The organism is Mycobacterium sp. NPDC006124 (genome assembly GCF_040614235.1).
GTDB lineage: Bacteria > Actinomycetota > Actinomycetes > Mycobacteriales > Mycobacteriaceae > Mycobacterium.
On sequence record NZ_JBEXUA010000001.1, the window covers coordinates 527,669 to 554,540 of the forward strand.

Below are 26,872 nucleotides of genomic sequence, written 5' to 3' on the forward strand. Positions count from 1 at the left end.
TCAGATGTCCGCTCCGCCACTGTTTCGCCTCGCCGAGGAGCGACGTGTGACGGTGGTCCGTGACGCCACCATGGTGCGCCGGGTGCTCGACGAGGATCCGGTCGGTTCGTGCATGGTCGCCTCCAGGGTGGCCGACCACGGGGTGGACCCGACGTCGATCGGCGGCGAGATGTGGACGCGGCGGCGACCGAGCGATTCGCTGTGCTTCGCCGGCGCCAACCTGATTCCGCTGCGCGGTGAGGTGTCGGACCTCTTGGCATTCGCCGACAAGGCCGCCAGCACGCCCCGGCGCTGTTCGTCGCTGGTCGGCCGCACCGAGTTGGTGATGCCGATGTGGCACCGCCTCGAGCGGTCCTGGGGTCCGGCGCGTGACGTCCGCGAACACCAGCCCCTGATGGCGCTGTCCACGCCGCCGCAGTGTCCCGTCGACCCGCAGGTGCGCCCGGTGCGCATCGAGGAACTCGACGCCTATCTGGTGGCGGCGATCGACATGTTCATCGGGGAGGTGGGCGTAGACCCCCGGATGGGGGACGGCGGTCGCGGCTACCGGCGTCGGGTCGCCGGACTCATCACCGCGGGCCGGGCCTGGGCCCGCTTCGAACACGGCCAGGTCGTCTTCAAGGCCGAGGTCGGGTCGCAGTCGCCGTCGGTCGGTCAGATCCAGGGCGTCTGGGTGCATCCGGACTGGCGCGGCCGCGGACTCGGCGTCGCCGGCACCGCGGCGCTGGCCCGGGCGGTCGTCCGTAGCGGGCGCACCGCCAGCCTCTACGTCAACGGGTACAACACGATTGCGCGGGCCACCTACGCTCGCATCGGTTTCACCGAGGTGGGTACGTTCGCCACCGTGTTGCTCGACTGATCACGGCGAGGTTCCCGGCCAATCACGAATTCGTCTCGGTGCGCCTCCGGGAATTGGGTCGTCGCGGCTTCTAACATCAGCCTCAATGGCAACACGAACCTCATCCGCATCACGGGTCACTGGTCTCCTGACGGTTCTCGCGCTGATGGCGGCCGCCGGTGGACTGAGCGCCTGCACCCCACGCCCCAACGGGCCCGAACCGGTGGCGACGGCCTTCTTCACCGCGCTCGCCAAGGGCGACACCGGCGCGGCCGCCGACTTCAGCGACCACCCCGCCCAGGCGCGTGCCGCCCTCAACGAGGCATGGGCCGGCCTGCAGGCGACCAAGCTCGACGCACAGATCCTCGGCTCCAAGTACGCCGAGGACACCGGCAGCGTCACCTACCGCTACACCTGGCACCTGCCGAAGAAGCGGACCTGGACCTACGACGGGCAGCTGAACATGGTGCGCGACGAGGGTCGGTGGGAAGTGCGTTGGAGCGCAACGGGATTGCATCCCAACCTCGGTGAGAATCAGACGTTGGCCCTGCGTGCGGACGCCCCACCGCGCGCGTCGGTCAACGAGCGTGGCGGCAGCGACGTGCTGCGGCCGGGATTCCTGTACAACTACGCGCTCGATGCCAAGGCCGCCGGCGGCGATCTGATGCCGACGGCCCGGATCGTCGCCGACACGCTGCGCCGCTTCGACTCCACGATGGACGCCCAACGTCTCGCCGAGACGGCCAGCTCGTCGACCACTCCGCTGAACCTCATCACGCTGCGTCAATCCGACCGCGACGCGGTGGCGCCGGCGATCGGCAACCTTCCGGGCGTCGTCATCACGCCGCACGCCGAATTGCTGCCCGTCGACGACCGCTTCGCGCCCGACATCATCAACCAGGTCAAGAAGTCGGTCTCCGACGAGCTCGACGGTCAGGCCGGCTGGCGTGTGGTCAGCGTCAACCAGAACGGCGCCGACGTCGAGGTCCTCGACGAAACCCCGGGTGCTCCAGCACCTTCGGTCACCATCAGCCTGGACCGCTCGGTGCAGAACGCGGCCCAGGACGCCGTCGACATGGTCGGGCGCAAGGCCATGATCGTCGCCATCAAGCCGTCCACCGGCGAGATCCTGGCCGTCGCCCAGAACGCCGCCGCCGACGTCGACGGACCCGCGGCCACCACCGGCCTCTACCCGCCGGGGTCGACGTTCAAGATCATCACCGCCGGCGCGGCCATCGATCGTGACATGGCGACGCCCAACACACTTCTGGGTTGCCCCGGGCACATCGACATCGGGCAGCGGACCATCCCCAACTACGGAGGGTTCGACCTCGGCACCGTGCCGATGTCGCGCGCGTTCGCCAACTCCTGCAACACGACCTTCGCCGAACTGGCGAGCAAGATGCCGCCGCGCGGGCTGACCACCGCCGCCGCGCAGTACGGCATCGGCACCGACTACGTCGTCGACGGCATCAGCACCGTCACCGGAACGGTCCCGCCGACGGTCAACCTCACCGAGCGCACGGAGGACGGCTTCGGACAGGGCAAGGTCCTGGTCAGCCCCTTCGGCATGGCGCTGGCCGCAGCCACCGTGGCCGCGGGCAAGACGCCGGTGCCGACCCTGATCGAGGGCAGGCACACCGAGGTGTCGGGGGACACCCCGACCATCACGCCGAAGATGGTCGACGGACTGCGCCCGATGATGCAGTTGGTGGTGACCAACGGCACGGCCAAGGAACTCAACGGCAGCGGCGACGTCCGCGGCAAGACCGGTGAGGCCGAGTTCGACGGCGGCTCGCACGCCTGGTTCGCCGGCTACCGCGGCGATCTGGCCTTCGCCGCCCTGATCGTCGGCGGCGGCAGTTCGGAGTACGCCGTCCGGATGTGCAAGGACATGCTCGGCGGCCTGCCCCCCGACTACCTCGTCTGAGTAGCCTGGTCCCGGAAAGGACGGGAATCGTGACGAGCAGCAATCCGGACCCGGGGGCACCCGGAGCAGAGGCCATGGTGCTTCGCATCTCCGACGCCGACCGCAACGGCACCCTGCGGCGACTGCACAACGCGGTGGCGCTCGGGCTCATCGACATCGGCGAGTTCGAGGAGCGGTCGGCCGCGGTGTCGCAGGCCCGACTGCACTCCGAGCTCGCCGCGCTCGTCGAAGACCTGCCCGGCCCCGGTGCGATCGTCACCACGGCCACCGACCGCGTCGAATTGCGCGGCGTGCTGGGCTCGCTGAAACGTCAGGGCGAGTGGATCGTGCCCACCAGGCTGTCGCTGGTGCGACGGATGGGGTCGGTCGACCTCGACCTCACCAGGGCGCGCTTCGCCGGGCCCATCGTCGTGATCGAACTCGACATGAAGTTCGGCTCGGTGGACATCCGGCTGCCCGAGGGCGCCAGCGCGTCGATCGACGACGTCGAGGTGCTCGTCGGCAGTGCCCGCGACCACCGGAAGGACGCGCCCGCGGAGGGGTCACCGCACGTCATCCTGACCGGCCGCTGCGTGTGCGGGTCCGTCGACGTCCGCGGACCGCGAAAGTCGCTGTTCGGCAGGGGTTAGTTAGGCTGGGACGATGTCCGTTCGCACCGCCCTCCGCCCCGGCGAGCTCTCCCCGACGCTCCCGGTGCCCAAGTCGATCTCGCGCCCCGAGTACGCCTGGAAGTCCAGCGTGCAGGAGGGCTCCGAGCCGTGGGTGCAGACACCCGAGGTGATCGAGAAGATGCGGGTGGCCGGACGCATCGCCGCCAACGCACTGGCCGAGGCCGGCAAGGCAGTCGCGCCCGGCGTCACCACCGACGAACTCGACCGCATCGCCCACCAGTACATGGTCGACCACGGGGCCTACCCCTCGACGCTGGGTTACAAGAGCTTCCCGAAGTCGTGCTGCACGTCGCTCAACGAAGTGATCTGCCACGGCATCCCCGACTCGACGGTCGTCCAGGACGGCGACATCGTCAACATCGACGTGACCGCCTACGTCGACGGCGTCCACGGCGACACCAACGCCACCTTCCTCGCCGGTGCGGTCTCCGAGGAGCACCGCCTCCTCGTCGAGCGCACCCACGAAGCGACCATGCGGGCGATCAAGGCCGTCAAGCCGGGCCGCCAACTCTCGGTCGTCGGACGCGTCATCGAGGCCTACGCAAACAGGTTCGGCTACAACGTCGTCCGTGACTTCACCGGGCACGGCATCGGCACGACCTTTCACAACGGGCTGGTGGTCCTGCACTACGACCAACCCGCCGTCGACACGGTCCTCGAGCCGGGCATGACGTTCACCATCGAACCGATGATCAACCTGGGCGCCTTGGACTACGAGATCTGGGACGACGGCTGGACGGTTGCCACGGTGGACAAGAAGTGGACCGCCCAGTTCGAGCACACCCTGGTGGTCACCGACGACGGGGCCGAGATCCTGACGCTCCCGGAGTGAGCGGGGCGCTCCTGGTCGCGGGCACCACGTCTGACGCCGGCAAGTCGACGGTCGTCGCCGGGTTGTGTCGGCTGTTGCTGCGCAAGGGCATTCGCGTTGCGCCGTTCAAGGCGCAGAACATGTCCAACAACTCGGCCGTGACGGTCGAGGGTGGCGAGATCGGCCGCGCCCAGGCGATGCAGGCGCGGGCAGCGGGCTTGGAGCCGAGCGTGCGGTTCAATCCCGTCTTACTCAAGCCGGGCGGGGACCGGACCTCCCAACTCGTGGTCAAGGGACGGGTGGCGGGCACGGTCGCCGCGGGGGACTACTTCCGGCACCGCGACATGCTCGCGGCGGTCGTCGCCGACGAACTCAACTCGCTACGAGCCGAATTCGACGTCGTCATCTGTGAGGGAGCCGGGTCGCCCGCCGAGATCAACCTGCGGGCAACCGATCTGGCCAACATGGGGCTGGCCCGGGCCGCGGACCTGCCCGTGCTGATCGTTGGAGACATCGACCGCGGCGGGGTGCTGGCCCACTTCTTCGGCACCGTCGCGGTCCTCGAGCCCGCCGACCAGCGGCTGGTCGCGGGGTTCGTGGTGAACAAGTTCCGCGGTGACCCGGCACTACTGACCCCGGGACTCGACCAGCTCGAACGACTCTCGGGGCGCCCCACCTACGGCGTCGTCCCCTACGACGACGGCCTGTGGCTCGACGCGGAGGACTCCCTGTCGGTGCAGGCCCACCGCATCGTCGGCATCCCGGAGCCAGCACGCGGGGCCGACACGCTGCGGGTGGCCGCCGTGCGGCTGCCCCGGATCTCCAACTCCACCGACGTCGAGGCGTTGGCGTGCGAACCCGGCGTGGTGGTCCGGTGGGTCACCGACGTCGCCGACCTCGCCGACGCCGACGTCGTGGTGCTGCCCGGCAGCAAGGCGACCGTCGCCGACCTCGGCTGGTTGCGGGATCGCGGTCTCGCCGACGGCGTTCTCGCGCACGCGGCGGCCGGGCGCGCCGTGGTGGGCGTCTGCGGCGGATTCCAGATGCTCTGCCGCACCATCGACGACCCGGTCGAGTCGGGCGCGGGACGCGTCGAGGGGCTTGGCCTCCTCGACGCCGACATCGCCTTCGCGGTGGACAAGACCCTCGAGCACTGGTCGACGCCGTTGCGGGGGTACGAGATTCACCACGGCCAGGTCACGCGGACGGCCGACGAACCCTGGCTGGACGTCGGCATCCGCCGTGGCGCGGTGTACGGCACGCACTGGCACGGGCTGTTCGACAACGACGACGTACGGCGGCAGTGGCTCGTCGACGCCGCAACCGCGGCCGGCCGGCACGGGTTCGTCGTCGCCGACGACGTCGACGTCGCGGGACGTCGCGACGCCCAACTCGACGCGATGGCCGACCTGCTCGTCGAGCACCTCGACCTCGACGCGGTACTGGACCTGCTCGCCTCGGGGGCGCCGCCCCGGCCCGTGATCACCTCCCGCCTCGACGGCGGCTGAGTAGCCTTACTGCATGGCGGTGACGTCGAAACTGGTCGTCCTGGCGGCGGGCATGGTCGTCTTGCTGAGCGGCTGTGCCGTCGAGGGCACTCCCACGTGGCCCGGCGCCCGGCTGAACGCGAGCGTGCTGAGCGCCGAGGACTTCCCGGCGGGGGTCCGGTTCGATCGCGTCGACGAACGGCCCGGTCAACCCGGCGGCGCCAACCGCCCGCCGCCGATGGCCTCGGAACCCGCCGGCTGCACCGACGGGTTGACCCGCGACATCGCGGCGTCCGTCGAACGCGGACCGGGGAGTTCGGCGAAGTACGCCGTCGCCTACGACGGCGCCCGGATCGTGATGACGATCCTGGCCGACACCCTGGACCTGGACCGGCTCGACGCCACCGCAACACGGTGCGAGGCCTACACGACGTTCTTCGACAGGGAGTCCCAACCCATCCAGATGACGACCACCAGGATGAGTTCACCGCGGCCGCAGGCTCTGACCTACCAGCAGACCATGCAGTTGCGGGGAACCGAGAGCAGCGTGTACTTCACGTTCGAGAACATCGGCGAGTCGGGCATGTTCGGCATCGCGTTCCCTACGCCCGATCCCTCCATCGCCGTCAAAGGGTCGCTGCCGCAAACGTTTCTGGACATCACCGCCAAGCAGGCCGAGCGCCTCGGGCATCGCTGAACGCCGGAGCACGAGCCCGTGAAAACCGGCACCGAACACGGGTGATCCCTGTAGCGTGACGCAATGCCATCGACCGTGCTCACCGTCGACGGGTTCCCGGCGACCGTCGACGTGTCGGGCCCGGAGAAGGGCTCGGTCGTCGTGCTGCTGGGGGCCACCCATCAAGGCCCGTCGGCGTACGACGCGATCTGCGAACGACTGCACACGGCGTCGCTGCGGACCGTCGTCATCTCGCCCGACCCACGGTTGAGCGCCAAGTCGGTGGTCGGGATCCTCGATGCCGTCGGCGTGCGCTGGGCGCTCCTGGTGGGCGATCGCATCGGGGGCGAGCTCGCCTGGGAACTGGCCGCCACCCGTCTGGACCGGTTCATCGGCTTGGTCGTCGTCGACCGCGGCCACCCACGCGTGCCCGACCAGGCGGGGGAGGTTCGTGACGAGCACTGCCCGCCGGTGGAGGTCAACACCACCGCGCTGGTGAGTTCGCCCGCGGCGCGCAACGTGGCCAAGGCCAGCCAGCGCTACGTCTACGGCGACTACCGCATCGTGGAGTTGCTCGGCCGTCGCAACGCCCAGGAATCCACGGCGCAACTCGCCGCCGAGATCGTGCTGCGCACCAGCACCTGGTGACCCGTTCGTCGGCGTCCTGTCGGCGGGCTTGCCTATTCTCGGAGCATGGTGCCGCCCCTGGGCCTCGTCCTGAACATCGGTGAATTGGTCGCCGAGTTCGGTTCGGCGACGGTCAGCCGTGGCACCAGGTACGCCGACCTCGGGCGCGTCAGCGACGTGGACTGGGACGAGGACGACCTCGAGCTGATCGGCCTGTGTTCGGGGTCCGACGGCCACCGGTATCGGGTCGCCGCCGGATTCCGACGCTCCGGCGAAGACCTCGCACTGGCCTGGGCCGAGTGTTCCTGCCCGGTCGGGGTCTACTGCAAGCACGCCGTCGCCCTCCTGCTGACCGCCTCGAGCAACCATCAGTCGCCCGCGCAGGCCGCCGACCGGTGGCGCGTCGTGCTGACCAAGATGCTCGACGAACTGGCGCCGCCGGGAACCGAGAACGCCGCGCCGCTGGGCCTCGAGTTCTCCGTCACCCCGCCGACGCGGTACCGGCCGCGCGCCGACATCGCGTTGCGTCCGGTCAGCCTCGGCAAGCGTGGGACCTGGATCAGGGCCGGGGTCAACTGGCAGCGCCTGTCCTATCACGCGGCCGCCGGTGAGTTCGACCGTGCACAGTACGACGCTCTGCGCGCCCTCGTCAGCGACGCGCAGCGCTCCGGCATCGTGCCGGTCAACGACGTGATGACCATTTCTCGGGTGCCCGTGGGCTTTTGGGCCCGGCTGAACGACGCGCTGGACGCCGGGGTCGTCATCGTCGCCCACGGCGGCAGCGGTCTGACGGGGGTCGACCTGATCAAGAGCGCGCAATTGCGGCTCGACTTCGTCGCCGACGACACCGGTGGCGCGGTGATGTCGGTCGCGATGGTCGTCGACGGCGAACGCTGCCCGACCGACGCGGTCGGGCTCATCGGATCTCCGACACCGCACGGGATGTACACCGTCGTCGACGACGTCCTGCGCCTGGGCCGTTTCGACCCGGTGCCCGCCCGCACGGCGCTGGACCTGGTGCTGCGCAACGAGGTCGTGCGCATCCCCGCCGACATGGTGCCGGAATTCTCGATGGACGTGCTTCCGCGACTGGTCGAGGCGACGCCGGTGGACGTGACCGACGGCCTCTTCACGCCGCCAACCGTCAGTGGCCCGACGGTGGTGTTGACGCTGACGGCGACCGCGAGCGGTGTGCGCGCGTCGTGGAGCACGCGGTATCTGGTCGACGACCGCCACCACGACTTCGACCCCGATTCCCTGGCGGCGCGCACGGGTTACCGCGACGCCGACGCCGAAGCCCTCGTCTGGGACGCGGTGACGCCTGCGCTCCGAGCCGTCGCGGCAGCCTCCCACACCTGGAAACAGCAAGCCGCACAGCATCTTCGACGGTTGGTCAACAGAGTCGTCACCGCCGCCCTGGTCGAGGAGATGACCTCGGTCGCCAGGGCCGACGGGTCGACCGGTGCCGCGACGGCCGCGTCGCCGACCACACTGCGCGCCGGGGTCGACCTCACCCTGGCCGAGGCGGCGGTGCTGGTCGGTGAGACGCTGCCGGTCCTGGACTGCCGAGACGGTTTCACCGTGGAGGTCGAGCAGGGCGTGCCCGACTTCCGGCCCGCCGACGACGCACCCCGGCTCCGATTCGGCAGCGACGCCGACGAGCCGGTGCGCAACGACTGGTTCGACCTCGGCATCACGCTGACCATCGACGGGCACGAGGTGCCCATCGCCTCGGTCATCGCCGAATTGGCCACGGGCGCAACGCACATGCTGCTGCCCAACGGAGTCTACTTTCGGCTCGACACCCCGGAGCTCCTACGGCTGCGTGACCTGATCGAGGAGGCCCGCGCACTCGGGGAGATCGACGGCGACCGGGTGAACGCCGGATCTCACAACGTCACCCTGTGGGAGGAGCTGCTTGCCCTCGGCGTGGTGGACGAGCAGCTGGCCGCCTGGCAGCAGAGTCTTGCCTCGAGGACGGCGGCCCGGCCGCCGGCGCCGGTCGAGGTGCCGGCGGGACTGGCGGCCACGTTGCGCGACTACCAGCGCGACGGACTGAGCTGGCTGTCCTTCCTGTGGGACAACCAGCTCGGCGGGGTGCTGGCCGACGACATGGGGCTCGGCAAGACCGTGCAGACCCTGGCTCTCATCGCGCGCGTGGCCGAGCAGGGATCCCGTCGCTTCCTGGTCGTCGCCCCCACGAGCGTGGTCACCAACTGGGTCGCCGAGTGCGGACGCTTCACCCCGGGGCTGACGGCGTTGGCGGTCACCAGCACCGAGGCCAGGTCGGGTACCTCGCTGGCGGAACGTGCCGCGGGGGCCGACGTCGTGGTCACCTCCTATGCCATCCTGCGCATCGACTTCGAGGCCTATGCCGGAATCGACTGGGCCGGAGTCATTCTCGACGAGGCGCAGTTCGTCAAGAACCACAACAGCAAGACCCATCAGTGCGTGCGCCGGTTGGACGCCCCGTTCAAGCTCGCCATCACCGGCACGCCGATGGAGAACAATCTGATGGAGTTGTGGTCCCTGCTGTCGGTCACCGCGCCCGGCCTGTTCCCGTCGCCCGCGGTGTTCACCCAGCACTTCCGCAAGCCGATCGAGTCTGGGACCAACCCCGAGCGGCTGACCGTGCTGCGCCGCCGGATCAAGCCGATGATGCTGCGGCGCACCAAGGGTCAGGTCGCCGGTGAGCTGCCCCCGAAGCAGGAGCAGCTCCTCGCACTCGACCTCGGTCCCAAGCATCGACGCATCTACGACACGCACATGGCCCGTGAGCGTCAGAAGGTGCTTGGGCTGCTGGGGGATTGGGAGAAGAACCGGTTCCAGATCTTCCGGTCGCTGACGCTGCTGCGGCAGCTCAGCCTGCACGTCGGACTGGTCGACGACACGAAGATGGACGTCGCCGCGGCGAAGGTCGACTTCCTGGTCGAGCAACTGCCCGAGCTGGTCGCCGAGGGGCACAGCGCCCTGGTCTTCAGCCAGTTCACCGGATTTCTCGGCATCCTTCGCACCCACCTGGACGCGGTCGGGGTGCGTTACGCCTACCTCGACGGGTCGTCGAGCTCCCAGCAGCGCGACGCCGCGATCCGGGACTTCAGATCGGGCCTGACCCAGGTGTTCCTCATCAGCCTCAAGGCCGGTGGCTTCGGGCTGAACCTCACCGAGGCCGACTACTGCTTCATCTGTGACCCCTGGTGGAACCCCGCCGCAGAGGCCCAGGCGGTGGACCGCACGCATCGGATCGGTCAGACCCGCCCGGTCACCGTCTACCGCCTGGTCTCCGCGGGCACCATCGAGGAGAAGGTCGTCACGTTGCAGGAGCGCAAGCGCGAACTGTTCGCCGCCGTCGTCGACGAGGGTGACGTGTTCGGTTCTGCCATCACCGATTCCGACGTGCGGGAACTGTTCGGCTAGGTCAGGTCGAGCTCCTCGGCAACGGTCGTCACCTGCTTGATCGGCCCGGTGAACCACTTCTTCACCGACACGTGCCAGTAGATGAACAGCAGGATCAGCACGCCGCCGACGAGCAGCGGGGTGTAGTTGACGAACTTCCACTCGAAGCTCGGGTCCCACGGCATGCCGCCCATCGACGTCGGGAACATGGCGATGATCGAGGTGACGACGATCTCGACGAGTGCGACCGGTGCCATCCACTTGTGGTGACCGCGCAGGTTCCACTTGCCCACGGGGAACGAGTCGCCGGCCTTCCAGCGGTAGTAGATCGGCACCGCGAAGCAGAGGTAGAGACCTACGACGCCGATGGAGACCACCGCGAAGAAGGCGACCGGCACGGGAGCGCCGTTGACGTCGACCTGAACCAGGGCGGGCAGGGTGATGATGGCCGCTACGACGGCGGTGATCATCACGCCGTTGGCCGGGATCTTGTTCTTGCTGACCTTCGACCACAGCTGATGCCCGGGCACGGCACGGTCGCGGCTGAACGCGAACAACATTCGCGAGCAACTGGTCTGGCAGGCGGTGGTGCAGAAGAGCTGACCGGCCGTCGAGATGAGCAGCACGACACCCACCCACGGTGAGCTCATAGCCTGGCTGAAGATCACCGCGACCGCACCGCCACCCGCGGAGACGGCGTCGGAGTCGTTGACCGCGAACAGGAAGGTGAGCAGCAGGATCCAGCCACCGATGGCGGAGTAGAAGATCGATCGCCAGATGCCCTTGGCCGCACCGTCGGCCGCACTCTTGGTCTCCTCGGACAGGTGGGCCGAGGCGTCGTAGCCGGTGATCGTGTACTGGGTCAGGATCGCCGAGATCGGCAGGACGAACAGGAGCCAGCCGACGCCCGAGGTGGCGCCGCCGAACATGCCCGTGTTGTTGATGGTCTTGGCGAAGACGTCGGACAGGCTCGCGTGCTGCTCGGGCACCACGATGAGGATGACGATGACGATGGCTGCGCCGGCGACGTGCCACCAGACCGAGATGTTGTTGATGACCGCCAGAAGGTGCGAGGAGAAGATGTTGACCGTTGCGGCGAGCGCGAGGATGACGAGGAAGATGACGAAGACGCGGGTGAGGCTGTAGCCGGCCAGCCACGTCTCGCTGAACGTGCCGATGGTGAGGTCGAGGAACGTCGCCGACCCGTAGGCCACCGACGCGAGGATCGCGATCAGGCCGATCAGGTTCAGCCAGCCGGTGTAGAAGCCGGCCTTGGCGCCCCCGAGTTTGCTCGCCCACCAGTAGATGCCACCGGAGGTGGGGTAGGCCGACACCAGTTCGGACATGCACAACCCGATGACGAGGATGAACACCGACACGATGGGCCAACCCCAGGCGATGGCGGCCGGACCGCCGTTGTTCCATCCGAGGCCGAACGAGGTGAAGCAACCCGCCAGGATCGAGATGATCGAGAACGAGATGGCGAAGTTGCTGAAGCTGGACCACGAGCGGTTGAGCTCCTGGGTGTAGCCGAGTGACGCGAGGTGCTTCTCGTCGTCTGACAGTTCTTCGTGACCCTCTGGCACGGTGATTCTCCTTCTCGGGGCAGCGCACGAGCGCGCTCACTGAGTAGGGACAATAGATCCGCAATGGTCTGGTGTCCTACCTTTGGCAGTGACGGTTGTGTAAATCTATGACCGAAATGCGCGGTGAACCGGATCCAATGGTTGACTCACACCCATGTTCGTCGGTTTCGAGAGGCGGGGCACGTGACGTTGGAACTCTCCGAGTTGAAGAAGATGGTCGCCGAGGGGGACGTCGACACCGTCATCGTCGCCTTCACCGACATGCAGGGCCGGTTGACCGGCAAACGGATCTCCGCCCGGCTGTTCGTCGACGACGTGATCGCCCACGGCGCCGAGTGCTGCAACTACCTGCTGGCCGTCGACGTCGACATGAACACCGTCGACGGATACCAGATGTCGAGCTGGGAGGCTGGCTACGGCGACATGGTGATGACGCCGGACTTCACCACGCTGCGGCGCATCCCATGGCTGCCGGCCACGGCGTTGGTGATGGCCGATCTCGGCTGGCATGACGGCTCGCCGGTGCGGCCGTCGCCCCGCGGGATCCTGCGCGCGCAACTCGACCGGCTGGCCCAGCGGGGGATGGAAGCCGTCGCGGCCACCGAACTCGAGTTCATCGTGTTCGACGACTCCTACCGCGAGGCGTGGGCGAAGGGGTACACCAGGCTGACCGCCGCCACCGACTACAACATCGACTACAACATGCTGGCGTCCACCCGGATGGAGCCGTTGCTGCGCGACATCCGCAACGGCATGGAGGGTGCGGGCCTCTACTGCGAGGGCGTCAAGGGCGAGTGCAACCTCGGCCAGCAGGAAATCGGCTTCCGCTACGACGACGCGCTGGTCACCTGTGACAACCACACGATCTACAAGAACGGCGCCAAGGAGATCGCCGACCAGCACGGCAAGAGCCTGACCTTCATGGCCAAGTTCGACGAGCGGGAGGGCAACAGCTGCCACATCCATCTGTCGTTCCGCGGAACGGACGGTTCGGCCGTGTTCGCCGACGACGACGACGAGCTCGGAATGTCGTCGATGTTCCGCAGCTTCCTGGCGGGCCAACTCGCCACGCTGCGTGAGCTGACGCTGTTCTATGCACCAAACGTGAACTCCTACAAGCGCTTCGTCGACGGCAGCTTCGCCCCCACCGCCGTCGCGTGGGGCCTGGACAACCGCACGTGTGCGCTGCGGGTGGTCGGTCACGGGCACGGGATGCGGATGGAGTGCCGCGCCCCGGGTGGTGACGTCAACCAGTATTTGGCCGTCGCCGCGCTGATCGCCGGTGGACTGCACGGCATCGACCAACGACTCGAGCTGCCCGAACCGTGCGCGGGCAATGCCTACACCAGTGGTGCCGAACGACTTCCGACCACCCTCGCCGAGGCGGCCGAACTGTTCGAGGCGTCGACCGTGGCCCGGGAGGCGTTCGGTGACGACGTCGTCGAGCACTACCTCAACAATGCCCGCATCGAATTGAAGGCCTTCAATTCGGCGGTGACCGACTGGGAGAGGCGCCGTGGCTTCGAACGGCTCTAGGCCTGGCACCAGACCTGAGACATCCCCCGAGTCGCTGCGCTCCTGCCCGCCGGCGGTCGGGCTGACCACCTACTTGCAGCAGGCCCAGACGGGCGTCTGGGACGTCCGTGCCAGCTTTTTGCCCGCGGTCTACGTCGAGGGGGTGACCTCGGCCGGCGGCATCGCCATGCTCCTGCCGCCGCAACCGGTCGACGACGCCGTCGTCGACCGCGTGCTCGGCGGTCTGGACGGCCTGGTGATCACCGGTGGACGCGACGTCGACCCGGCCCGATACGGTCAGGCTCCGCACGCCAGCACCGACGAGCCGGCGCTGGACCGCGACGCGTGGGAGTTCGCCCTGGTGCGAGGCGCATTGGCGCGCGGGTTGCCGCTGCTGGGCATCTGCCGCGGTGCGCAGGTCCTCAACGTCGCTCTCGGCGGCACGCTGCACCAGCACCTGCCCGACGTGGTCGGGCACTACCAGCATCAGCTCGGCAACGCGGTGTTCAGCACCTCGAAGATCGAGACGGTGCCGGGTACCCGGGTCGCCGCGCTGATCGGCACGTCCACCGACGCCCAGTGCTATCACCACCAAGCGATCGCCGAACTGGGCGACGGGCTGATGGCCAGCGCGTGGGATCCCGACGGCGTGGTGGAGGCCGTCGAGATTCCCGGCCCCGACTTCGTGGTGGCCGTCCAGTGGCATCCCGAAGAACGCCTCGACGACCTGCGACTGTTCGCCGGTGTCGTCGAGGCCGCGACGAAGTACGCATCGAAGAAGCACTCGAGGTTGGAGAGGAATACCGCGTGAGCACGTCCACACTGATCAACCCGGCGACCGAGGAGGTGCTGCGCACCGTCGAGATGCTCGACGTGCCCGCGGTCGACGACGCGGTGGCGCGCGCCAGGTCGGCCCAGAAGCTGTGGGCCAAGCTCGCCCCCGCCGAACGGGCCGCCGCGCTGCGCTCGTTCGCGGCAGTGGTCGACGCCCACGTCGCAGAGTTGGCCTCGCTGGAGGTGGCCAACTCCGGCCACGTGATCGGTAACGCCGAGTGGGAGGCAGGCCACGTCCGCGACGTCCTGCAGTTCTACTCGGCCAGCCCGGAACGCATGTCGGGCAAGCAAATTCCCGTCGCCGGTGGTCTCGACGTCACGTTCAACGAGCCGCTCGGTGTGGTCGCGGTGATCGCACCGTGGAACTTCCCGATGACCATCGCGTCGTGGGGCTTCGTACCCGCCCTGGCCGCCGGCAACGCCGTGCTGGTCAAGCCGGCCGAGATCACCCCGCTGACGACGATGCGACTCGCCGAACTGGGCCTGCAGGCGGGTCTGCCCGACGGGCTGTTCCAGGTGCTGCCGGGCAAGGGTTCGGTCGTGGGGGAGCGGTTCATCAGCCATCCGGACGTCCGCAAGATCGTCTTCACCGGCTCCACCGAGGTCGGCATCAGGGTGATGGCCGGCGCGGCCCAGCAGGTCAAGCGGGTCACGCTGGAACTGGGCGGCAAGAGCGCCAACATCGTCTTCGACGACTGCGATCTGGCGGAGGCCGCGGCCACCGCTCCCTACGGAGTGTTCGACAACGCCGGCCAGGACTGTTGCGCACGCAGCCGAATCCTGGTGCAGCGCAACGTCTACGACCGGTTCATGGAACTGCTCGAGCCCGCGGTCAAGGGCGTGGTCGTCGGCGATCCGTCGTCGCGCGACAGCGAGATGGGTCCGCTCGTGTCGCGGCCGCACTTCGAGACGGTGTCGTCCTACGTGCCCGACGACGCGCCCGTCGCCTTCCGCGGTTCCGCCCCCAGCGGCCCCGGATACTGGTTCCCGCCAACGGTTCTCACCCCCAAGCGGACAGACCGCACCGTGACCGAGGAAATCTTCGGCCCGGTCGTGACCGTCCTGCCGTTCGACGACGAGGCCGACGCCATCGAGCTCGCCAACGACAGCCCCTACGGATTGTCCGGCTCGATTTGGACGGACGACCTGTCGCGCGCGATGCGAGTCTCCCGCGCCGTGGAATCGGGCAACCTGTCGGTGAACTCGCACTCCTCGGTCCGCTACAACACGCCGTTCGGCGGCTTCAAGCAGTCGGGGCTCGGGCGCGAGCTCGGCCCCGACGCACCGCTTCACTTCACCGAGACCAAGAACGTCTTCTTCAAGATCGGAGAGCTCTAGATGGATCTGACCCAGCGGCTGGCGGGCAAGGTCGCCGTCATCACCGGCGGCGCCAGCGGGATCGGTCTCGCGACGGCAAAGCGGATGCGGGCCGAGGGCGCGACGATCGTGATCGGCGACATCGACCCCACCACGGGCAAGAGCGTCGCCGCCGATCTCAACGGCACCTTCGTCCAGGTCGACGTCTCCGACCAGGCTGCAGTGGACAACCTGTTCGACACCGCCGCCGAGACCCACGGCTCGGTCGACATCGCGTTCAACAACGCCGGCATCAGCCCGCCGGAGGACGACCTGATCGAGGTCACCGGCATCGACGCCTGGGACCGGGTGCAGGACATCAACCTGAAGTCGGTGTTCTTCTGCTGCAAGGCCGCGCTGCGGCACATGGTCCCCGCGCAGAAGGGGTCGATCGTCAACACCGCCTCGTTCGTCGCGGTGAACGGGTCGGCGACCTCGCAGATCTCCTACACCGCGTCCAAGGGCGGCGTCCTGGCGATGTCGCGGGAGCTCGGCATCCAGTACGCCCGCCAGGGCATCCGGGTCAACGCCCTGTGTCCCGGACCGGTGAACACCCCGTTGTTGCAGGAGCTCTTCGCCAAGGATCCGGAGCGCGCGGCGCGACGGCTGGTCCACGTGCCGATGGGCCGTTTCGCCGAACCCGACGAACTCGCCGCCGCCGTGACCTTCCTCGCCAGCGACGACGCATCCTTCATCACCGGGTCGACCTTCCTGGTCGACGGAGGCATCACCGGCCACTACGTCACCCCGCTGTAGACGCCGTGACCGCCCACCCGACACCGGATCCGCAGCAGCCAGCCAGCGAGTGCCCCGCCGCGGAGGCGGCATCGACGTCGCTGCTGCGGCCGGTTAGGCTGGGCAACGCCTTCGAGGACACCGTGGGGCGGTTGCTCGAGACGATCCGGCTCGGCCTGCTGGAGCCGGGTGAGTCGCTGCCGCCGGAACGCGAGCTCGCCGCGCGACTCGGCGTCAGCCGCGACACCGTTCGCGACGCCATCAGGTCGTTGTCCGACGCGGGGTATCTGGTGTCGCGCCGCGGTCGGTACGGCGGCACCTTCCTGGCCGAGGACCTGCCCGCCCCCAGTGCCGACGGCGTGCGCTTCAGCCGTGCGGACATCGACGACGCGCTACGGTTGCGCGAGGTCCTCGAGGTGGGGGCGGCCCGGATGGCGGCGGGCCGGACGTTGACCGCAGCCGAACGCGAAACCCTGTGGGCCAGACTGGCCGACGTCCGCGGAGCCGCGCTGGAGGACTACCGCCGGTTGGACTCGCGGTTGCACCTCGCGATCGCCGAGGCCGCCGGGACCCCGTCGTTGGTACCGCTGGTGGCCGAGAACCGGATGCGCCTCAACGAGTTGCTCGACCACATTCCGCTGCTCGCGCGCAACATCGTCCACTCCGACGAACAGCACGAGGCAATCGTGATGGCGATCCTGGCCGGGGACGCCGACGGCGCCGCCGAGACGATGGCGGCGCACGTGTGGGGTTCGGCGGCGCTGCTGCACGGGTTTTTGGACAGCTAGACCACTGCGTCACTCGGTCGACTAAATTGCAGGCATGGAAGCCGGCGGCGAGGCGATGGTGCAACGGGCGTCGTCCGCGCTGTCCGACGTCGACATCACCGGCTGGACGCTGCGCTTCGACCTGCTGTCGGACCCGAACCGGCTCGAGATCCTGCTGAGCCTGCACCGGGCGCCCGGCATCTGCGTCAGCGACCTGGCCGCCGTCGTCGGCCGGTCGGAGAACGCCGTGTCGCAGGCTCTTCGGGTGCTTCGGCAGCAGGGCTGGGTGAGCAGCACCCGGGTGGGGCGGTCGGTGGCCTACCGACTCGACGACGAGATCGTCCACGATCTGCTGCACTGGATCGGTGCCGCGCACGGGTGACCAGGCCGCTTGTTGATCCGTCGACCTGAACATCTGTACAGCTAGACAGGCGTGGGCGCGTCGCCATAGTCTCGAACCCGTGATCCTCGGTACGTCGTCGGAGTCCCCGTCCAGTCCGACCGCGATGGGCAGGCTGGATCGCACCGACTGGTTCACCGTCGCCGGCATGGTCGCCGTCGTCGTCTTCCTGCACGTATTCGGTTGGGGTGTGCTGGTGTTCGGGGTGGCCCCGCAGCACATCACGCTGGGTTCGACCGGGGTGTTCGGTGTGGGCCTGGGCGTGACCGCGTATCTGCTCGGCGTGCGGCATGCCTTCGACGCCGACCACATCGCCGTCATCGACAACACCACCCGCAAGCTGGTCGGTGAGGGCAAGCGGTCGCTGTCGACGGGGTTCTGGTTCTCGCTGGGTCATTCGAGCGTGGTGTTCGGGCTGGCCTTCCTGCTGGCACTAGGGGTCAAGGCGCTGATCGGACCGGTGCAGGACGAGAACTCCTCGATGCTTCAGACGCTCGGCCTCATCGGGTCGCTGGTGGCGGGAACGTTCCTCATCCTCATCGGTCTGACCAATCTGTTCGCCGTCGTCGGCATCGCCAAGGTGTTCCGCGAGATGCGCACCGGTGAGTTCGACGAGGCCGAGCTGGAACGCCAACTGCACAGCCGTGGATTCATGGCGCGGCTGCTCGGGCGCGTCATGCGGCGGGTGAACAAGCCGTGGCACCTCTACCCGGTGGGCCTGCTGATGGGCCTGGGCTTCGACACCGCGACGCAGGTGGCGTTGCTGGTGCTGGCTGCCGGCACCGCCGCCTTCACGCTGCCGTGGTACGCGATCATGGTGCTGCCGGTGCTGTTCGCCGCCGGCATGAGCCTGTTCGACGCGGCCGACGGAATGTTCATGGCGCGGGCCTACGGCTGGGCGTTCCTCAAGCCGATTCGCAAGGTGTACTACAACCTGACCGTCACGCTGCTGTCGGTGTTCGTCGCCCTGGTGATCGGTGTGATCGTGTTGATCGGGTTACTGGTCGACCGCCTCGGCATCCAGTCCGGACCGCTGGCGGTCATCGGCTCGGCCGACCTGGAGTTCGTCGGCTTCACCATCGTCGGGCTGTTCGTGGTGGTGTGGTTGGTCGCCCTCGCGGTGTGGCACTTCGGTCGGATCGAGGAACGCTGGGAGCCTCAGGCGAACGGGTAGGGCCCGGCGAAGTCGCCAATCTGGTTGACGTGACTCAGCATTCCCTCGTGCTCGTCCCAGAGGTGCAGCAGGTAACCCCGCGGCCCATCGTGACTCGACGGTTGGGCCGACCCCTCCAGTCGGAGGTCGATCTCGGTCGCGGTGCTCGGGCACGTGACGATCACGGTCCCCGCCCAGCGTCTGACCATCGACCGGTGGACGTGTCCGCACACCACGATCTCGACGTTGGGAGCGCGCTCGACGACGGCGGCAAGTGCGGCGCCCTCGAAGTACCGGTACTCGTCCAGGTACGGGATGCCGCTGACGAAGGGCGGGTGGTGCAGCATGATCAGAGTCGGCGTGGAGGTGTCCTTCGCCAACGTGGCAGCCAGCCAGTCCAACCCGGCGCGGTCGACGTGTCCGTGGTGCCGGCCGGGCACCGTGGAGTCCAGTCCGATGACGCGCACCGGATGGTCGTCGACGCAGTAGTGCAGCGGCCCGGTCCGAGGCAGGTAGTGATGATCGGCGAAGGCGAGACGAAAGTTCTCGCGGTCGTCGTGGTTGCCGGGGATGACGAGAAAAGGAATCGGCAGGCGCCCCAGGATCTCTCGGACGTGCTCGTATTCCGAGGGTTCGCCGTGGTCGACCAGGTCGCCGGTGACCAGCACCAGGTCCGGGCGCGTGGTCAGCGCGCACACGTGCTCGACGGCCGCTGCCAGACCGGCGTTCGAATCCACGACGCCGTGGTAGTCGACGCCCTTGGGCCGAACGTGCGGGTCCGACAGTTGCGCGATGAGCACGTGGCGCCTCGACTTCCTAGAAGATCAACCCCTGTGCCGCCGTGGTGGCCTTGGCGAAGCGGTCTTGGACGTCGGCCCAGTCGACGACGTTCCAGAAGGCCTTGACGTAGTCGGCCTTCACGTTCTCGTACTGCAGGTAGTAGGCGTGCTCCCACATGTCCACCTGCAGCAGGGGGATGATGCCGAGGGGCACGTTGGCCTGCTGATCGTACAGTTGAAAGGTCAGCAGGCGCCGTCCCAGCGTGTCGTAGCCGAGCACCGCCCAGCCCGAGCCCTGTAATCCGTTGGCGGCGGCGGTGAACTGTGCCCGGAACCCGTCGAACGACCCGAACTGGTCGTCGAGGGCGGCGGCCAGTTCGCCGGTGGGCTTGTCACCGCCGTTGGGGGACAGGTTCTTCCACCAGATCGAGTGGTTGACGTGGCCGCCGAGGTGGAAGGCGAGGTTCTTCTCGTTGAGGAAGATTGCGGCGTGGTCGTCCTTGGCCCGCGCCTCCTCGAGCTTGGCGACGGCGTCGTTGACGCCCTTGACGTAGGTGGCGTGGTGCTTGGAGTGGTGGATTTCGTTGATCTCACCGGAGATGTGGGGTTCGAGCGCTCCGTAGTCGTAACCAAGATCGGGTAATGCGTACTCGGCCATGCGTTTTCCTTCGTCATCGACGGATGCTTCGGTCGACCGCCAGCCTAGGGTCGCGGCACGTAATCTGTCCACCTGTTCAGGTGTTCATGTTAGAGTCGGGAGGCGCGGTCGGGCCGTGGGTTGGCGTTGAGGAAGCATCTGAACCACTCACTTCCGAGCGGGAGTCGACGTCACGGCCCGGCCCGCCTTCGACTACGACAACCCGAGCAGGGCGTTCTCGATCACCTCGGGCAACGCCGGATGAATCCAATATTGATTCTCGGCAACCTCTTTGGCGGTCTGACCAAAACTCATCGCCTGAATGATCGGCTGGATGATCGACGACGCCTGGTGTCCCATGACGTGAGCGCCGAGGATCTTGCCGGTCGCTCGGTCGCCGATCAGCTTCACGATGCCGTGCTCGTCCTCCATCGCCCAGCCGTAGGCGGTGTCGCCGTACTTCTGCACCTTGGTGACGACGTCGTAACCACCGTCCCTGGCCTCGTCCTCGGTCAAGCCGACCATCGCGATCTGAGGATCGGTGAACACCGCCGACGGGACGAAGCGGTGATCGGTCACGCGCATCGCGTCGGTGTCGTCCCAGTCGAGAAGCAGGTTGTGGCGCACGATCCGCATCTCGTGGTTGGCAACGTGCTTGAGCTGGTAGTCCGACGACACGTCACCGAGGGCGAAGATGCCGCGCGCCGTGGTCCTTTGGTATTCGTCGACCACCACCAGGCCGGAATCGTCGACCTCCACGCCGGCCAAGTGCGCGTCGAGCTGATCACCGTTGGGTACGCGTCCGGTGGCCACCAGCAACATGTCGGCCTCGATGGTCTTGCCGTCGTCGAGCTCCAGCACGCATTGGTCACCGCTCTGGTGCACGCCGACGACGTTCTCGTGGGTCCTCAGGTCCCACTTCTTGGTGGCGAGATCGGTGAACGGGTAACAGATCGACTCGTCGCAATGGGTCAGCAGGCCGTCGCCGCGCACGACGATGGTGACGCGGACTCCGAGGGCGGAAAAGACGTGCGCGAACTCCGCGGCCACGAATCCGCCGCCCACGATCACCAGATGCTCCGGCAGCTCGGGGATGCGCATCACGTCGTCACTGGTGTGATACGTCACGCCGCAGTCGGCGATCGCCGGCGGGACGCGCACCCGCGAGCCCGCGGCGATGACGACCTTGTCGGCGGTGAACTCCTCGCCGTCATCGGTGCGCAACGTGTACCGGCCGTCGGGCTGCGTCGGGCCAAACCTGGTGTGGCTGCCGTACACCCGCACGTTGGACAGGCCCCGCTTGTACTCCTCGCCGCCCGCCGCAATCGGGTCGATGCGACGCGCGAACACGCGCTCGACGATGTCGCTCCAGCGCACCTTCTCGATCGTCGCGTCGACGCCGTAACGCGCGCTCCGCCTGATCGTGTCGGCGACCTCGGCGGCGTAGACGAACATCTTGGTGGGAATGCACCCGACGTTGAGGCACGTGCCCCCGAACGTGCCCTGCTCGCAGATCGCCACCCGCATCTGGCCGTACCTGGAGTCGACGCCGGGATCGGGAATGCTGTTGCCCGAGCCCGTACCGATGATTGCCAGGTCGAAGTGTTCCACGTGTCTAGTCCTGTCCGAAGTTCATTGTCGGACGCCGAGATTCAGCGCCCAGGTAGTCGTCGAGCCAGCGAGCCAGCTCCCGGTATGCCGCCGCGCGCGGCTCGGCCAGCGACAGGAACACGTCGTGCTTGGCGTCCGTGATCGGCGTGATCGTCTGCCGGTTCCCGACGCAACCCGCCCAGCGGGCGATCTGCGCCACGTCGAGGACCGCGTCGCCGCGTTGAATGGCCTCCGGGTGGGGCGCTTCGGCGACCGAATGATCCGAGCGCAGCACCAGATTGGGCACTCCGACGTCCAGGCCGCGGTGCAACCTCGCCTGCCCCCGCCGGACCGCGTTGATCCACCCGAACGTGATGGGGAATCCGCCGACGGGCTTCATCCCCAGGTCGTAGTCGAATTCACCGGCGTAGTCGCGGTGCAGGGTGGTGCCGTAGCCACCCTGGGTGGGCTTGCGGATCACCTGCCGCTTGCGCAACCGGGCCAGGGCGACCAGTGCCGCCGATGTCGGTGCGCTGCGAAGGATCGCCGGCCCGTGCAGATCGAAGAACGGACTGTTGAGCACCAGGGCGCCGACCTGGGTCGCCGCACCGCGTCGGCGCAACCGGTCCAGCCACAGGCTCGCGACCAGGCCACCCGCGGAATGCCCGTACACGCACACCCGGGGCGCGTCGGCACCGTCGGCGGCGATGATCGCCAGCGCGCGGTCGAGTTCGGCGTCGTAACGGGCCAGGTCGGTGGTGAAGTGCGGCGTCTGACCGTCGCGGCGCGAGCGGCCGCACTTGTGCAGATCCAGCGCGTAGAACGTGAAGCCGTGATCGGAGAAGTGGTCGGCCAGCTCGGTGTTGAAGAAGTAGTCGGTGTAGCCGTGCAACGCCAGCACCGCGTGCCTGCCGCGGGCTTCGTCGCCGCGCCGCACCAGCGTCGCCACCAGGTCGCCCTCGCCGTCCGGATCGGGACCCAGGGGAAGGGTTTGCTGCCAGTACCCGGGCAGCGCGTCCGGCTCCCACGTGGGCTCCTCGCCGGGCCCCATCGGTGTCACGTCCTCACTCTATGCGGACCCCCGTACCGCGCGATGGCGCGGCAGGGATGTCGGCCGACCGACGACCGCCGACGTTGACGGGATAACCTGGACATTCGGAAAGCCGCGACGAGCGGAATTCGTGCCACGAAGGGTCGAGGATCACGTGTCTGAGGTAGCCAAAACCGACGTCGTCCTGGTGGGAGCGGGCATCATGAGCGCCACGCTCGCCACTCTGCTCAAGCTGATGGAACCGGACTGGTCCATCACGCTCGTCGAGCGTCTCGACGGCGCCGCCGCCGAGAGCAGCGATCCGTGGAACAACGCCGGCACCGGGCACTCGGCCCTGTGTGAGTTGAACTACACCCCGCAGCGCGCCGACGGCACGATCGAGATCAGCAAGGCCGTCCACGTCAACGAACAGTTCCAGGTGTCACGACAGTTCTGGGCGCACGCCGTCGAGAGTGGGGTCCTGCCGGACGTTCGCAGCTTCCTCAACCCCATCCCGCACGTCAGCTTCGTGCACGGGGCCAAGCACCTCGACTACCTCAAGCGTCGTCGCGAGACCTTGGTCAAGAACCCGCTCTTCGCGTCGATGGAGTACATCGACTCCGCCGACGAGTTCGCCCGTCGACTGCCGCTGATGGCCGAGAAGCGCAACTTCACCGAGCCGGTGGCACTGAACTGGACCCAGGACGGCACCGACGTCAACTTCGGATCGCTGACCCGTCAACTCATCGGCTACGCCGTCGAGGGCGGCATGACGACGCTGTTCGGCCACGAGGTGCGCGACCTGTCCAAGGAGTCCGACGGAAGCTGGACGCTGAAGGTCACCAACCGCCGCACCCGTCAGAAGCGCAAGCTCAACGCCAAGTTCGTCTTCGTCGGCGCCGGCGGCGGAGCGCTGCCGCTGCTGCAGAAGTCGGGCATCGAGGAGGCCAAGGGCTTCGGCGGCTTCCCCGTCGGCGGCCAGTGGCTGCGCACCGGCAACCACGAGCTCGCCGCCGCGCACCAGGCCAAGGTCTACGGCGCGCCGCCCCTGGGCGCGCCTCCAATGTCGGTGCCGCACTTGGACACCCGCGTCATCAACGGCCGGTCCTACCTGCTCTTCGGACCATTCGCGGGATGGTCGCCGAAGTTCCTCAAGCAGGGCAAGGTCACCGACCTTCCGCTCTCGGTCAAGCCCAACAACCTGGCCTCCATGCTTGGCGTCGGCCTGACCGAGATGAGCCTGGTCAAGTACCTCGTCGGCCAGCTGGCGCTCAGCGAGGCCGACCGGGTCGAAGCGCTTCGCGAATTCGCCCCCAGCGCCCAGGATTCCGACTGGGAGCTCGACATCGCCGGTCAGCGCGTGCAGGTGATCCGGCGCAAGGGCGCCGGCGGGGTGCTCGAGTTCGGCACCACGGTGCTCGCGGCCGCCGACGGCAGCATCGCCGGTCTGCTCGGTGCCTCACCCGGCGCCTCGACGGCCGTCCCGGCGATGTTCGACGTGCTCGAACGCTGCTTCCCCGACCGCTTCTCGAGCTGGCAGCCCAAGATCAAGGAGATGGTGCCGTCGTTCGGCACCGAGCTGTCCGGCGAACCCAAGCTCTTCACCGAGGTCTGGGACTGGGGCACCAAGGTTCTCAAGCTCGACCACGCGGCCACCGACGTGCCCGCGGTCACCGTATGACGGTGGTGCCGTGACGGTCATTCCCCGCCGCAGCTGGGCCAAGGACCTCGACGCCGCCACGCTGTATGAGTTGCTGAAGCTTCGCGTCGAGGTGTTCGTGGTCGAACAGGCCACGCCGTATCCCGAGTTGGACGGCCGCGACCTGCTCGCCGAGACGCGCCACTTCTGGCTCGAGGACTCCGACGGCCACGTGATCTCCACTCTGCGTCTGATGGAGGAACATCCGGGCGGCGAGAAGGTATTTCGCATCGGCCGGGTGTGCACCAGGCGCAGCAACCGTGGGCAGGGCCACACCAGCCGCCTGATGAAGGCCGCTCTCGCGGAGGTGGGTGACGACCCCTGTCGCATCGACGCTCAGACCTACCTCGAGGAGATGTACGCCAAGCACGGATTCGTCCGCGACGGTGAGGAGTTCCTCGACGACGGGGTGCCCCACATCCCCATGGTGCGGCGTGGCGGGCCGCATGGGGCAAGCTGACAGGCGATGACTTCCACACTCCCGACGCCCTATCCGTTCTCAGCGCTCGTCGGCCAGGATCAGCTCAGGCTGGCCCTGATCCTCTGCGCGGTGCGCCCCGAGATCGGCGGCGTGCTGATCCGGGGGGAGAAGGGGACGGCAAAGTCGACGGCGGTGCGCGCGCTGGCCGCCGTGCTCGCCGACGTCGACGAGGGGGCCCGGTTGGTCGAGCTGCCCATCGGCGCCACCGAGGACAGGGTCGTCGGATCGCTGGACCTGCAACGCGTGCTGCGCGACGGCGAGCACGCGTTCTCACCCGGTCTGCTGGCCCGGGCCCACGGCGGCGTGCTCTACGTCGACGAGGTCAACCTGCTGCACGATCACCTGGTCGACGTGCTGCTCGACGCGGCGGCGATGGGTCGGGTGCACGTCGAACGCGACGGTGTCTCCCACAGCCACGAGGCCAAGTTCATGCTCGTCGGCACCATGAACCCCGAAGAGGGCGAGCTGCGGCCTCAGCTGCTCGACCGGTTCGGCCTGACCGTCGACGTGCACGCCTCCCGTGACGTCGACGTCCGGGTGGCGGTGATCCGGCGGCGGATGGACTTCGAAGCCGATCCGGACGGTTTCGCCGCCCGCTACGCCGCCGAGGATGCCGACCTGGCGCGCCGCATCGTGCTGGCTCGTGCCATGGTGCCGTCGATCATCTTGTCGGACAACGAGTTACGGCGGATCGCGGCACTGTGCGCGTCGTTCGACGTGGACGGGATGCGGGCCGATCTGGTGGTCGCGCGCACGGCGGTCGCACACGCGGCGTGGCGTGGCGGCGACCGCGTGGAGGAGCAGGACGTGCGGGTCGCCGCGGAACTGGCGCTCCCGCACCGCCGGCGGCGCGACCCCTTCGACGATCCAGGCCTCGACCAAGACCAGCTCGACGAGGCGATGAACCAGGCCGGCGAGGCCGCCGGCGATCCCGGTCCCGAACCGGACCCGGAGCCCGACCCGCCCGGCGGCGGCGGCGGTTCGGTGGAGGAATCTGGGGCCGAGGCCACCGACGGCCCCGCCCAGCCACGGCAGTCACCGGCGTCCGCGCCCCGGCCGAACGCCCCGCCCGCGGCCACGTTCCGGGCGAAGGCACTCGTCGTACCCGGAGTGGGGGAGGGCGCGCCCGGGCGACGGTCCCGCGCCCGCAACCGCACCGGCACCCCGATCGCCGCGACCGAGGATCCACGCGAGGGGCACGGTCTGCACGTGTTCGGCACGCTGTTGGCGGCCGCCGAGCGGCAAACCCGGCCCGGCCGACCACGATTGGGTGCGGCCGACCTGCGGCGCTCGATCCGTGAGGGTCGAGAGGGCAACCTGGTCGTCTTCCTGGTCGACGCGTCTGGCTCGATGGCCGCACGAGACCGGTTGGCCGCCGTGGGTGGGGCGACCATGTCGTTGCTACGCGACGCCTACCAGCGCCGTGACAAGGTCGCCGTGATCACCTTCCGCGGCGATCAGGCCCAGGTGCTGCTGCCGCCCACCACGTCGGTGCACATCGCGGGCAGGCGACTGTCGCGGTTCGACACGGGCGGCCGGACACCGCTGGCCCAGGGACTGCTCGCGGCCAGGGACGTGGTGATCCGGGAGAAGGCACGCGACCGGGCACGTCGCAGTCTGGTCGTGGTGCTCACCGACGGCAGGGCCACGGGCGGACCCGATCCGCTCGGCCGGGCCCGCACCGCGGCGGCGATGTTGCTCGCCGAGGGCGCGGCGGCCGTCGTGGTCGACTGCGAGACCTCCTATGTACGTTTGGGTCTCGCGGAGGTGCTGGCCACCCAGCTCGGCGCCCCGGCCGTGCGGCTGGCCCAGCTCCGCGCCGACGGTCTGACGCGGTTGGTCCGTTCGCACGCCGACGACCGCGCGGCGTGATC

At 68.4% G+C, this 26,872-nt stretch carries 23 protein-coding genes; 18 read left to right on the forward strand and 5 right to left on the reverse strand.

What is annotated here, in order from left to right:
- Positions 1 to 4: 4 nt before the first annotated feature.
- The 8 genes from ABZ195_RS02505 to ABZ195_RS02540 all read left to right on the forward strand — a co-directional run bounded on the left by ABZ195_RS02505 (position 5) and on the right by ABZ195_RS02540 (position 10,457).
- Complete coding sequence (locus ABZ195_RS02505) at positions 5 to 859, forward strand: GNAT family N-acetyltransferase (RefSeq protein WP_355214541.1); 855 nt, start codon at positions 5 to 7, stop codon at positions 857 to 859.
- 85 nt (positions 860 to 944) lie between these two features.
- On the forward strand, positions 945 to 2,768 hold the full coding sequence (locus ABZ195_RS02510) for a penicillin-binding transpeptidase domain-containing protein (RefSeq protein WP_355214543.1): 1,824 nt from the start codon (positions 945 to 947) through the stop codon (positions 2,766 to 2,768).
- Positions 2,769 to 2,842: 74 nt separating this feature from the next.
- A complete protein-coding gene (locus ABZ195_RS02515) occupies positions 2,843 to 3,397 on the forward strand; it encodes a DUF1707 domain-containing protein (protein ID WP_355214927.1) in 555 nt (184 codons plus the stop codon).
- 13 nt (positions 3,398 to 3,410) lie between these two features.
- Positions 3,411 to 4,271 carry a type I methionyl aminopeptidase gene (gene map, locus ABZ195_RS02520; RefSeq protein ID WP_355214544.1) on the forward strand — a complete coding sequence of 287 codons (861 nt, stop codon included), beginning with the start codon at positions 3,411 to 3,413 and terminating at the stop codon, positions 4,269 to 4,271.
- A complete protein-coding gene (locus ABZ195_RS02525; protein ID WP_355214546.1) occupies positions 4,268 to 5,758 on the forward strand; it encodes a cobyric acid synthase in 1,491 nt (496 codons plus the stop codon). Before map ends, ABZ195_RS02525 begins: the two co-directional genes overlap by 4 nt.
- A 13-nt stretch (positions 5,759 to 5,771) precedes the next feature.
- A complete protein-coding gene (locus ABZ195_RS02530) occupies positions 5,772 to 6,434 on the forward strand; it encodes a hypothetical protein (RefSeq protein WP_355214548.1) in 663 nt (220 codons plus the stop codon).
- A gap of 63 nt (positions 6,435 to 6,497) precedes the next feature.
- Positions 6,498 to 7,061, forward strand: coding sequence for an alpha/beta hydrolase (locus ABZ195_RS02535; protein WP_355214550.1), 564 nt, complete (start codon positions 6,498 to 6,500; stop codon positions 7,059 to 7,061).
- 45 nt (positions 7,062 to 7,106) lie between these two features.
- Positions 7,107 to 10,457: an SNF2-related protein gene (locus ABZ195_RS02540; RefSeq protein ID WP_355214551.1), complete on the forward strand. Its 3,351-nt coding sequence runs from the start codon at positions 7,107 to 7,109 to the stop codon at positions 10,455 to 10,457.
- Here the strand turns inward: ABZ195_RS02540 and ABZ195_RS02545 are convergent.
- Positions 10,454 to 12,022, reverse strand: coding sequence for an amino acid permease (locus ABZ195_RS02545; protein WP_355214553.1), 1,569 nt, complete (start codon positions 12,020 to 12,022; stop codon positions 10,454 to 10,456). The two genes, ABZ195_RS02540 and ABZ195_RS02545, sit on opposite strands and share 4 nt — an antisense overlap.
- Positions 12,023 to 12,235: 213 nt before the next feature.
- Between ABZ195_RS02545 and ABZ195_RS02550 the strand changes: the two genes are divergently transcribed.
- The 7 genes from ABZ195_RS02550 (at position 12,236) to ABZ195_RS02580 (ending at position 18,803) form a co-directional block, all read left to right on the forward strand.
- Entirely contained in the window at positions 12,236 to 13,558 is a 1,323-nt protein-coding gene (locus ABZ195_RS02550) for a glutamine synthetase family protein (protein WP_355214929.1), read from the forward strand.
- A gap of 34 nt (positions 13,559 to 13,592) precedes the next feature.
- On the forward strand, positions 13,593 to 14,348 hold the full coding sequence (locus ABZ195_RS02555) for a gamma-glutamyl-gamma-aminobutyrate hydrolase family protein (protein ID WP_355214931.1): 756 nt from the start codon (positions 13,593 to 13,595) through the stop codon (positions 14,346 to 14,348).
- Positions 14,345 to 15,709 carry an aldehyde dehydrogenase family protein gene (locus ABZ195_RS02560; protein ID WP_355214555.1) on the forward strand — a complete coding sequence of 455 codons (1,365 nt, stop codon included), beginning with the start codon at positions 14,345 to 14,347 and terminating at the stop codon, positions 15,707 to 15,709. The genes ABZ195_RS02555 and ABZ195_RS02560 overlap by 4 nt, the downstream gene beginning before the upstream one ends.
- Positions 15,710 to 16,483 (forward strand): 3-oxoacyl-ACP reductase, encoded by a 774-nt coding sequence (locus tag ABZ195_RS02565; RefSeq protein WP_355214557.1) that lies wholly within the window; start codon positions 15,710 to 15,712, stop codon positions 16,481 to 16,483. It begins immediately after the preceding gene.
- 80 nt (positions 16,484 to 16,563) lie between these two features.
- Positions 16,564 to 17,250 carry a GntR family transcriptional regulator gene (locus ABZ195_RS02570; RefSeq protein WP_355214933.1) on the forward strand — a complete coding sequence of 229 codons (687 nt, stop codon included), beginning with the start codon at positions 16,564 to 16,566 and terminating at the stop codon, positions 17,248 to 17,250.
- A gap of 34 nt (positions 17,251 to 17,284) precedes the next feature.
- Positions 17,285 to 17,611: a metalloregulator ArsR/SmtB family transcription factor gene (locus tag ABZ195_RS02575; protein WP_355214559.1), complete on the forward strand. Its 327-nt coding sequence runs from the start codon at positions 17,285 to 17,287 to the stop codon at positions 17,609 to 17,611.
- Positions 17,612 to 17,735: 124 nt separating this feature from the next.
- Complete coding sequence (locus tag ABZ195_RS02580) at positions 17,736 to 18,803, forward strand: HoxN/HupN/NixA family nickel/cobalt transporter (protein WP_355214935.1); 1,068 nt, start codon at positions 17,736 to 17,738, stop codon at positions 18,801 to 18,803.
- Here the strand turns inward: ABZ195_RS02580 and ABZ195_RS02585 are convergent.
- The 4 genes from ABZ195_RS02585 to ABZ195_RS02600 form a co-directional block, all read right to left on the reverse strand.
- Entirely contained in the window at positions 18,788 to 19,582 is a 795-nt protein-coding gene (locus tag ABZ195_RS02585; protein ID WP_355214561.1) for a phosphodiesterase, read from the reverse strand. The genes ABZ195_RS02580 and ABZ195_RS02585 overlap by 16 nt on opposite strands.
- 16 nt (positions 19,583 to 19,598) lie before the next feature.
- On the reverse strand, positions 19,599 to 20,219 hold the full coding sequence (locus tag ABZ195_RS02590; RefSeq protein ID WP_355214563.1) for a superoxide dismutase: 621 nt from the start codon (positions 20,217 to 20,219) through the stop codon (positions 19,599 to 19,601).
- A 192-nt stretch (positions 20,220 to 20,411) separates the two neighbouring features.
- Positions 20,412 to 21,809, reverse strand: a complete 1,398-nt coding sequence (gene mtr, locus ABZ195_RS02595) for a mycothione reductase (protein WP_355214565.1) — start codon at positions 21,807 to 21,809, stop codon at positions 20,412 to 20,414.
- A 4-nt stretch (positions 21,810 to 21,813) separates the two neighbouring features.
- The gene (locus ABZ195_RS02600) at positions 21,814 to 22,839 is read right to left on the reverse strand and encodes an alpha/beta hydrolase (protein ID WP_355214936.1); all 1,026 of its coding nucleotides are present in this window, start codon (positions 22,837 to 22,839) and stop codon (positions 21,814 to 21,816) included.
- A 154-nt stretch (positions 22,840 to 22,993) separates the two neighbouring features.
- Between ABZ195_RS02600 and mqo the strand changes: the two genes are divergently transcribed.
- From mqo to ABZ195_RS02615, 3 genes are read left to right on the forward strand one after another with little or no spacing between them, the layout of a single operon-like run.
- Positions 22,994 to 24,499, forward strand: coding sequence for a malate dehydrogenase (quinone) (mqo, locus tag ABZ195_RS02605; RefSeq protein ID WP_355214567.1), 1,506 nt, complete (start codon positions 22,994 to 22,996; stop codon positions 24,497 to 24,499).
- A gap of 10 nt (positions 24,500 to 24,509) precedes the next feature.
- Positions 24,510 to 24,977: a GNAT family N-acetyltransferase gene (locus tag ABZ195_RS02610; RefSeq protein WP_355214569.1), complete on the forward strand. Its 468-nt coding sequence runs from the start codon at positions 24,510 to 24,512 to the stop codon at positions 24,975 to 24,977.
- A gap of 6 nt (positions 24,978 to 24,983) precedes the next feature.
- Positions 24,984 to 26,870 (forward strand): magnesium chelatase subunit D family protein, encoded by a 1,887-nt coding sequence (locus tag ABZ195_RS02615; RefSeq protein WP_355214570.1) that lies wholly within the window; start codon positions 24,984 to 24,986, stop codon positions 26,868 to 26,870.
- The last annotated feature ends 2 nt before the right edge of the window (positions 26,871 to 26,872 follow it).

Coding starts and splice junctions, on each gene's coding strand:
- ABZ195_RS02505 (WP_355214541.1), top strand. CDS start 5: ATGTCCGCTCCGCCACTGTTTCGCCTCGCCGAGGAGCGACGTGTGACG.
- ABZ195_RS02510 (WP_355214543.1), top strand. CDS start 945: ATGGCAACACGAACCTCATCCGCATCACGGGTCACTGGTCTCCTGACG.
- ABZ195_RS02515 (WP_355214927.1), top strand. CDS start 2,843: ATGGTGCTTCGCATCTCCGACGCCGACCGCAACGGCACCCTGCGGCGA.
- map (WP_355214544.1), top strand. CDS start 3,411: ATGTCCGTTCGCACCGCCCTCCGCCCCGGCGAGCTCTCCCCGACGCTC.
- ABZ195_RS02530 (WP_355214548.1), top strand. CDS start 5,772: ATGGCGGTGACGTCGAAACTGGTCGTCCTGGCGGCGGGCATGGTCGTC.
- ABZ195_RS02535 (WP_355214550.1), top strand. CDS start 6,498: ATGCCATCGACCGTGCTCACCGTCGACGGGTTCCCGGCGACCGTCGAC.
- ABZ195_RS02540 (WP_355214551.1), top strand. CDS start 7,107: ATGGTGCCGCCCCTGGGCCTCGTCCTGAACATCGGTGAATTGGTCGCC.
- ABZ195_RS02550 (WP_355214929.1), top strand. CDS start 12,236: ATGGTCGCCGAGGGGGACGTCGACACCGTCATCGTCGCCTTCACCGAC.
- ABZ195_RS02565 (WP_355214557.1), top strand. CDS start 15,710: ATGGATCTGACCCAGCGGCTGGCGGGCAAGGTCGCCGTCATCACCGGC.
- ABZ195_RS02575 (WP_355214559.1), top strand. CDS start 17,285: ATGGAAGCCGGCGGCGAGGCGATGGTGCAACGGGCGTCGTCCGCGCTG.
- ABZ195_RS02580 (WP_355214935.1), top strand. CDS start 17,736: ATGGGCAGGCTGGATCGCACCGACTGGTTCACCGTCGCCGGCATGGTC.
- ABZ195_RS02590 (WP_355214563.1), bottom strand. CDS start 20,219: ATGGCCGAGTACGCATTACCCGATCTTGGTTACGACTACGGAGCGCTC.
- ABZ195_RS02600 (WP_355214936.1), bottom strand. CDS start 22,839: ATGGGGCCCGGCGAGGAGCCCACGTGGGAGCCGGACGCGCTGCCCGGG.
- ABZ195_RS02615 (WP_355214570.1), top strand. CDS start 24,984: ATGACTTCCACACTCCCGACGCCCTATCCGTTCTCAGCGCTCGTCGGC.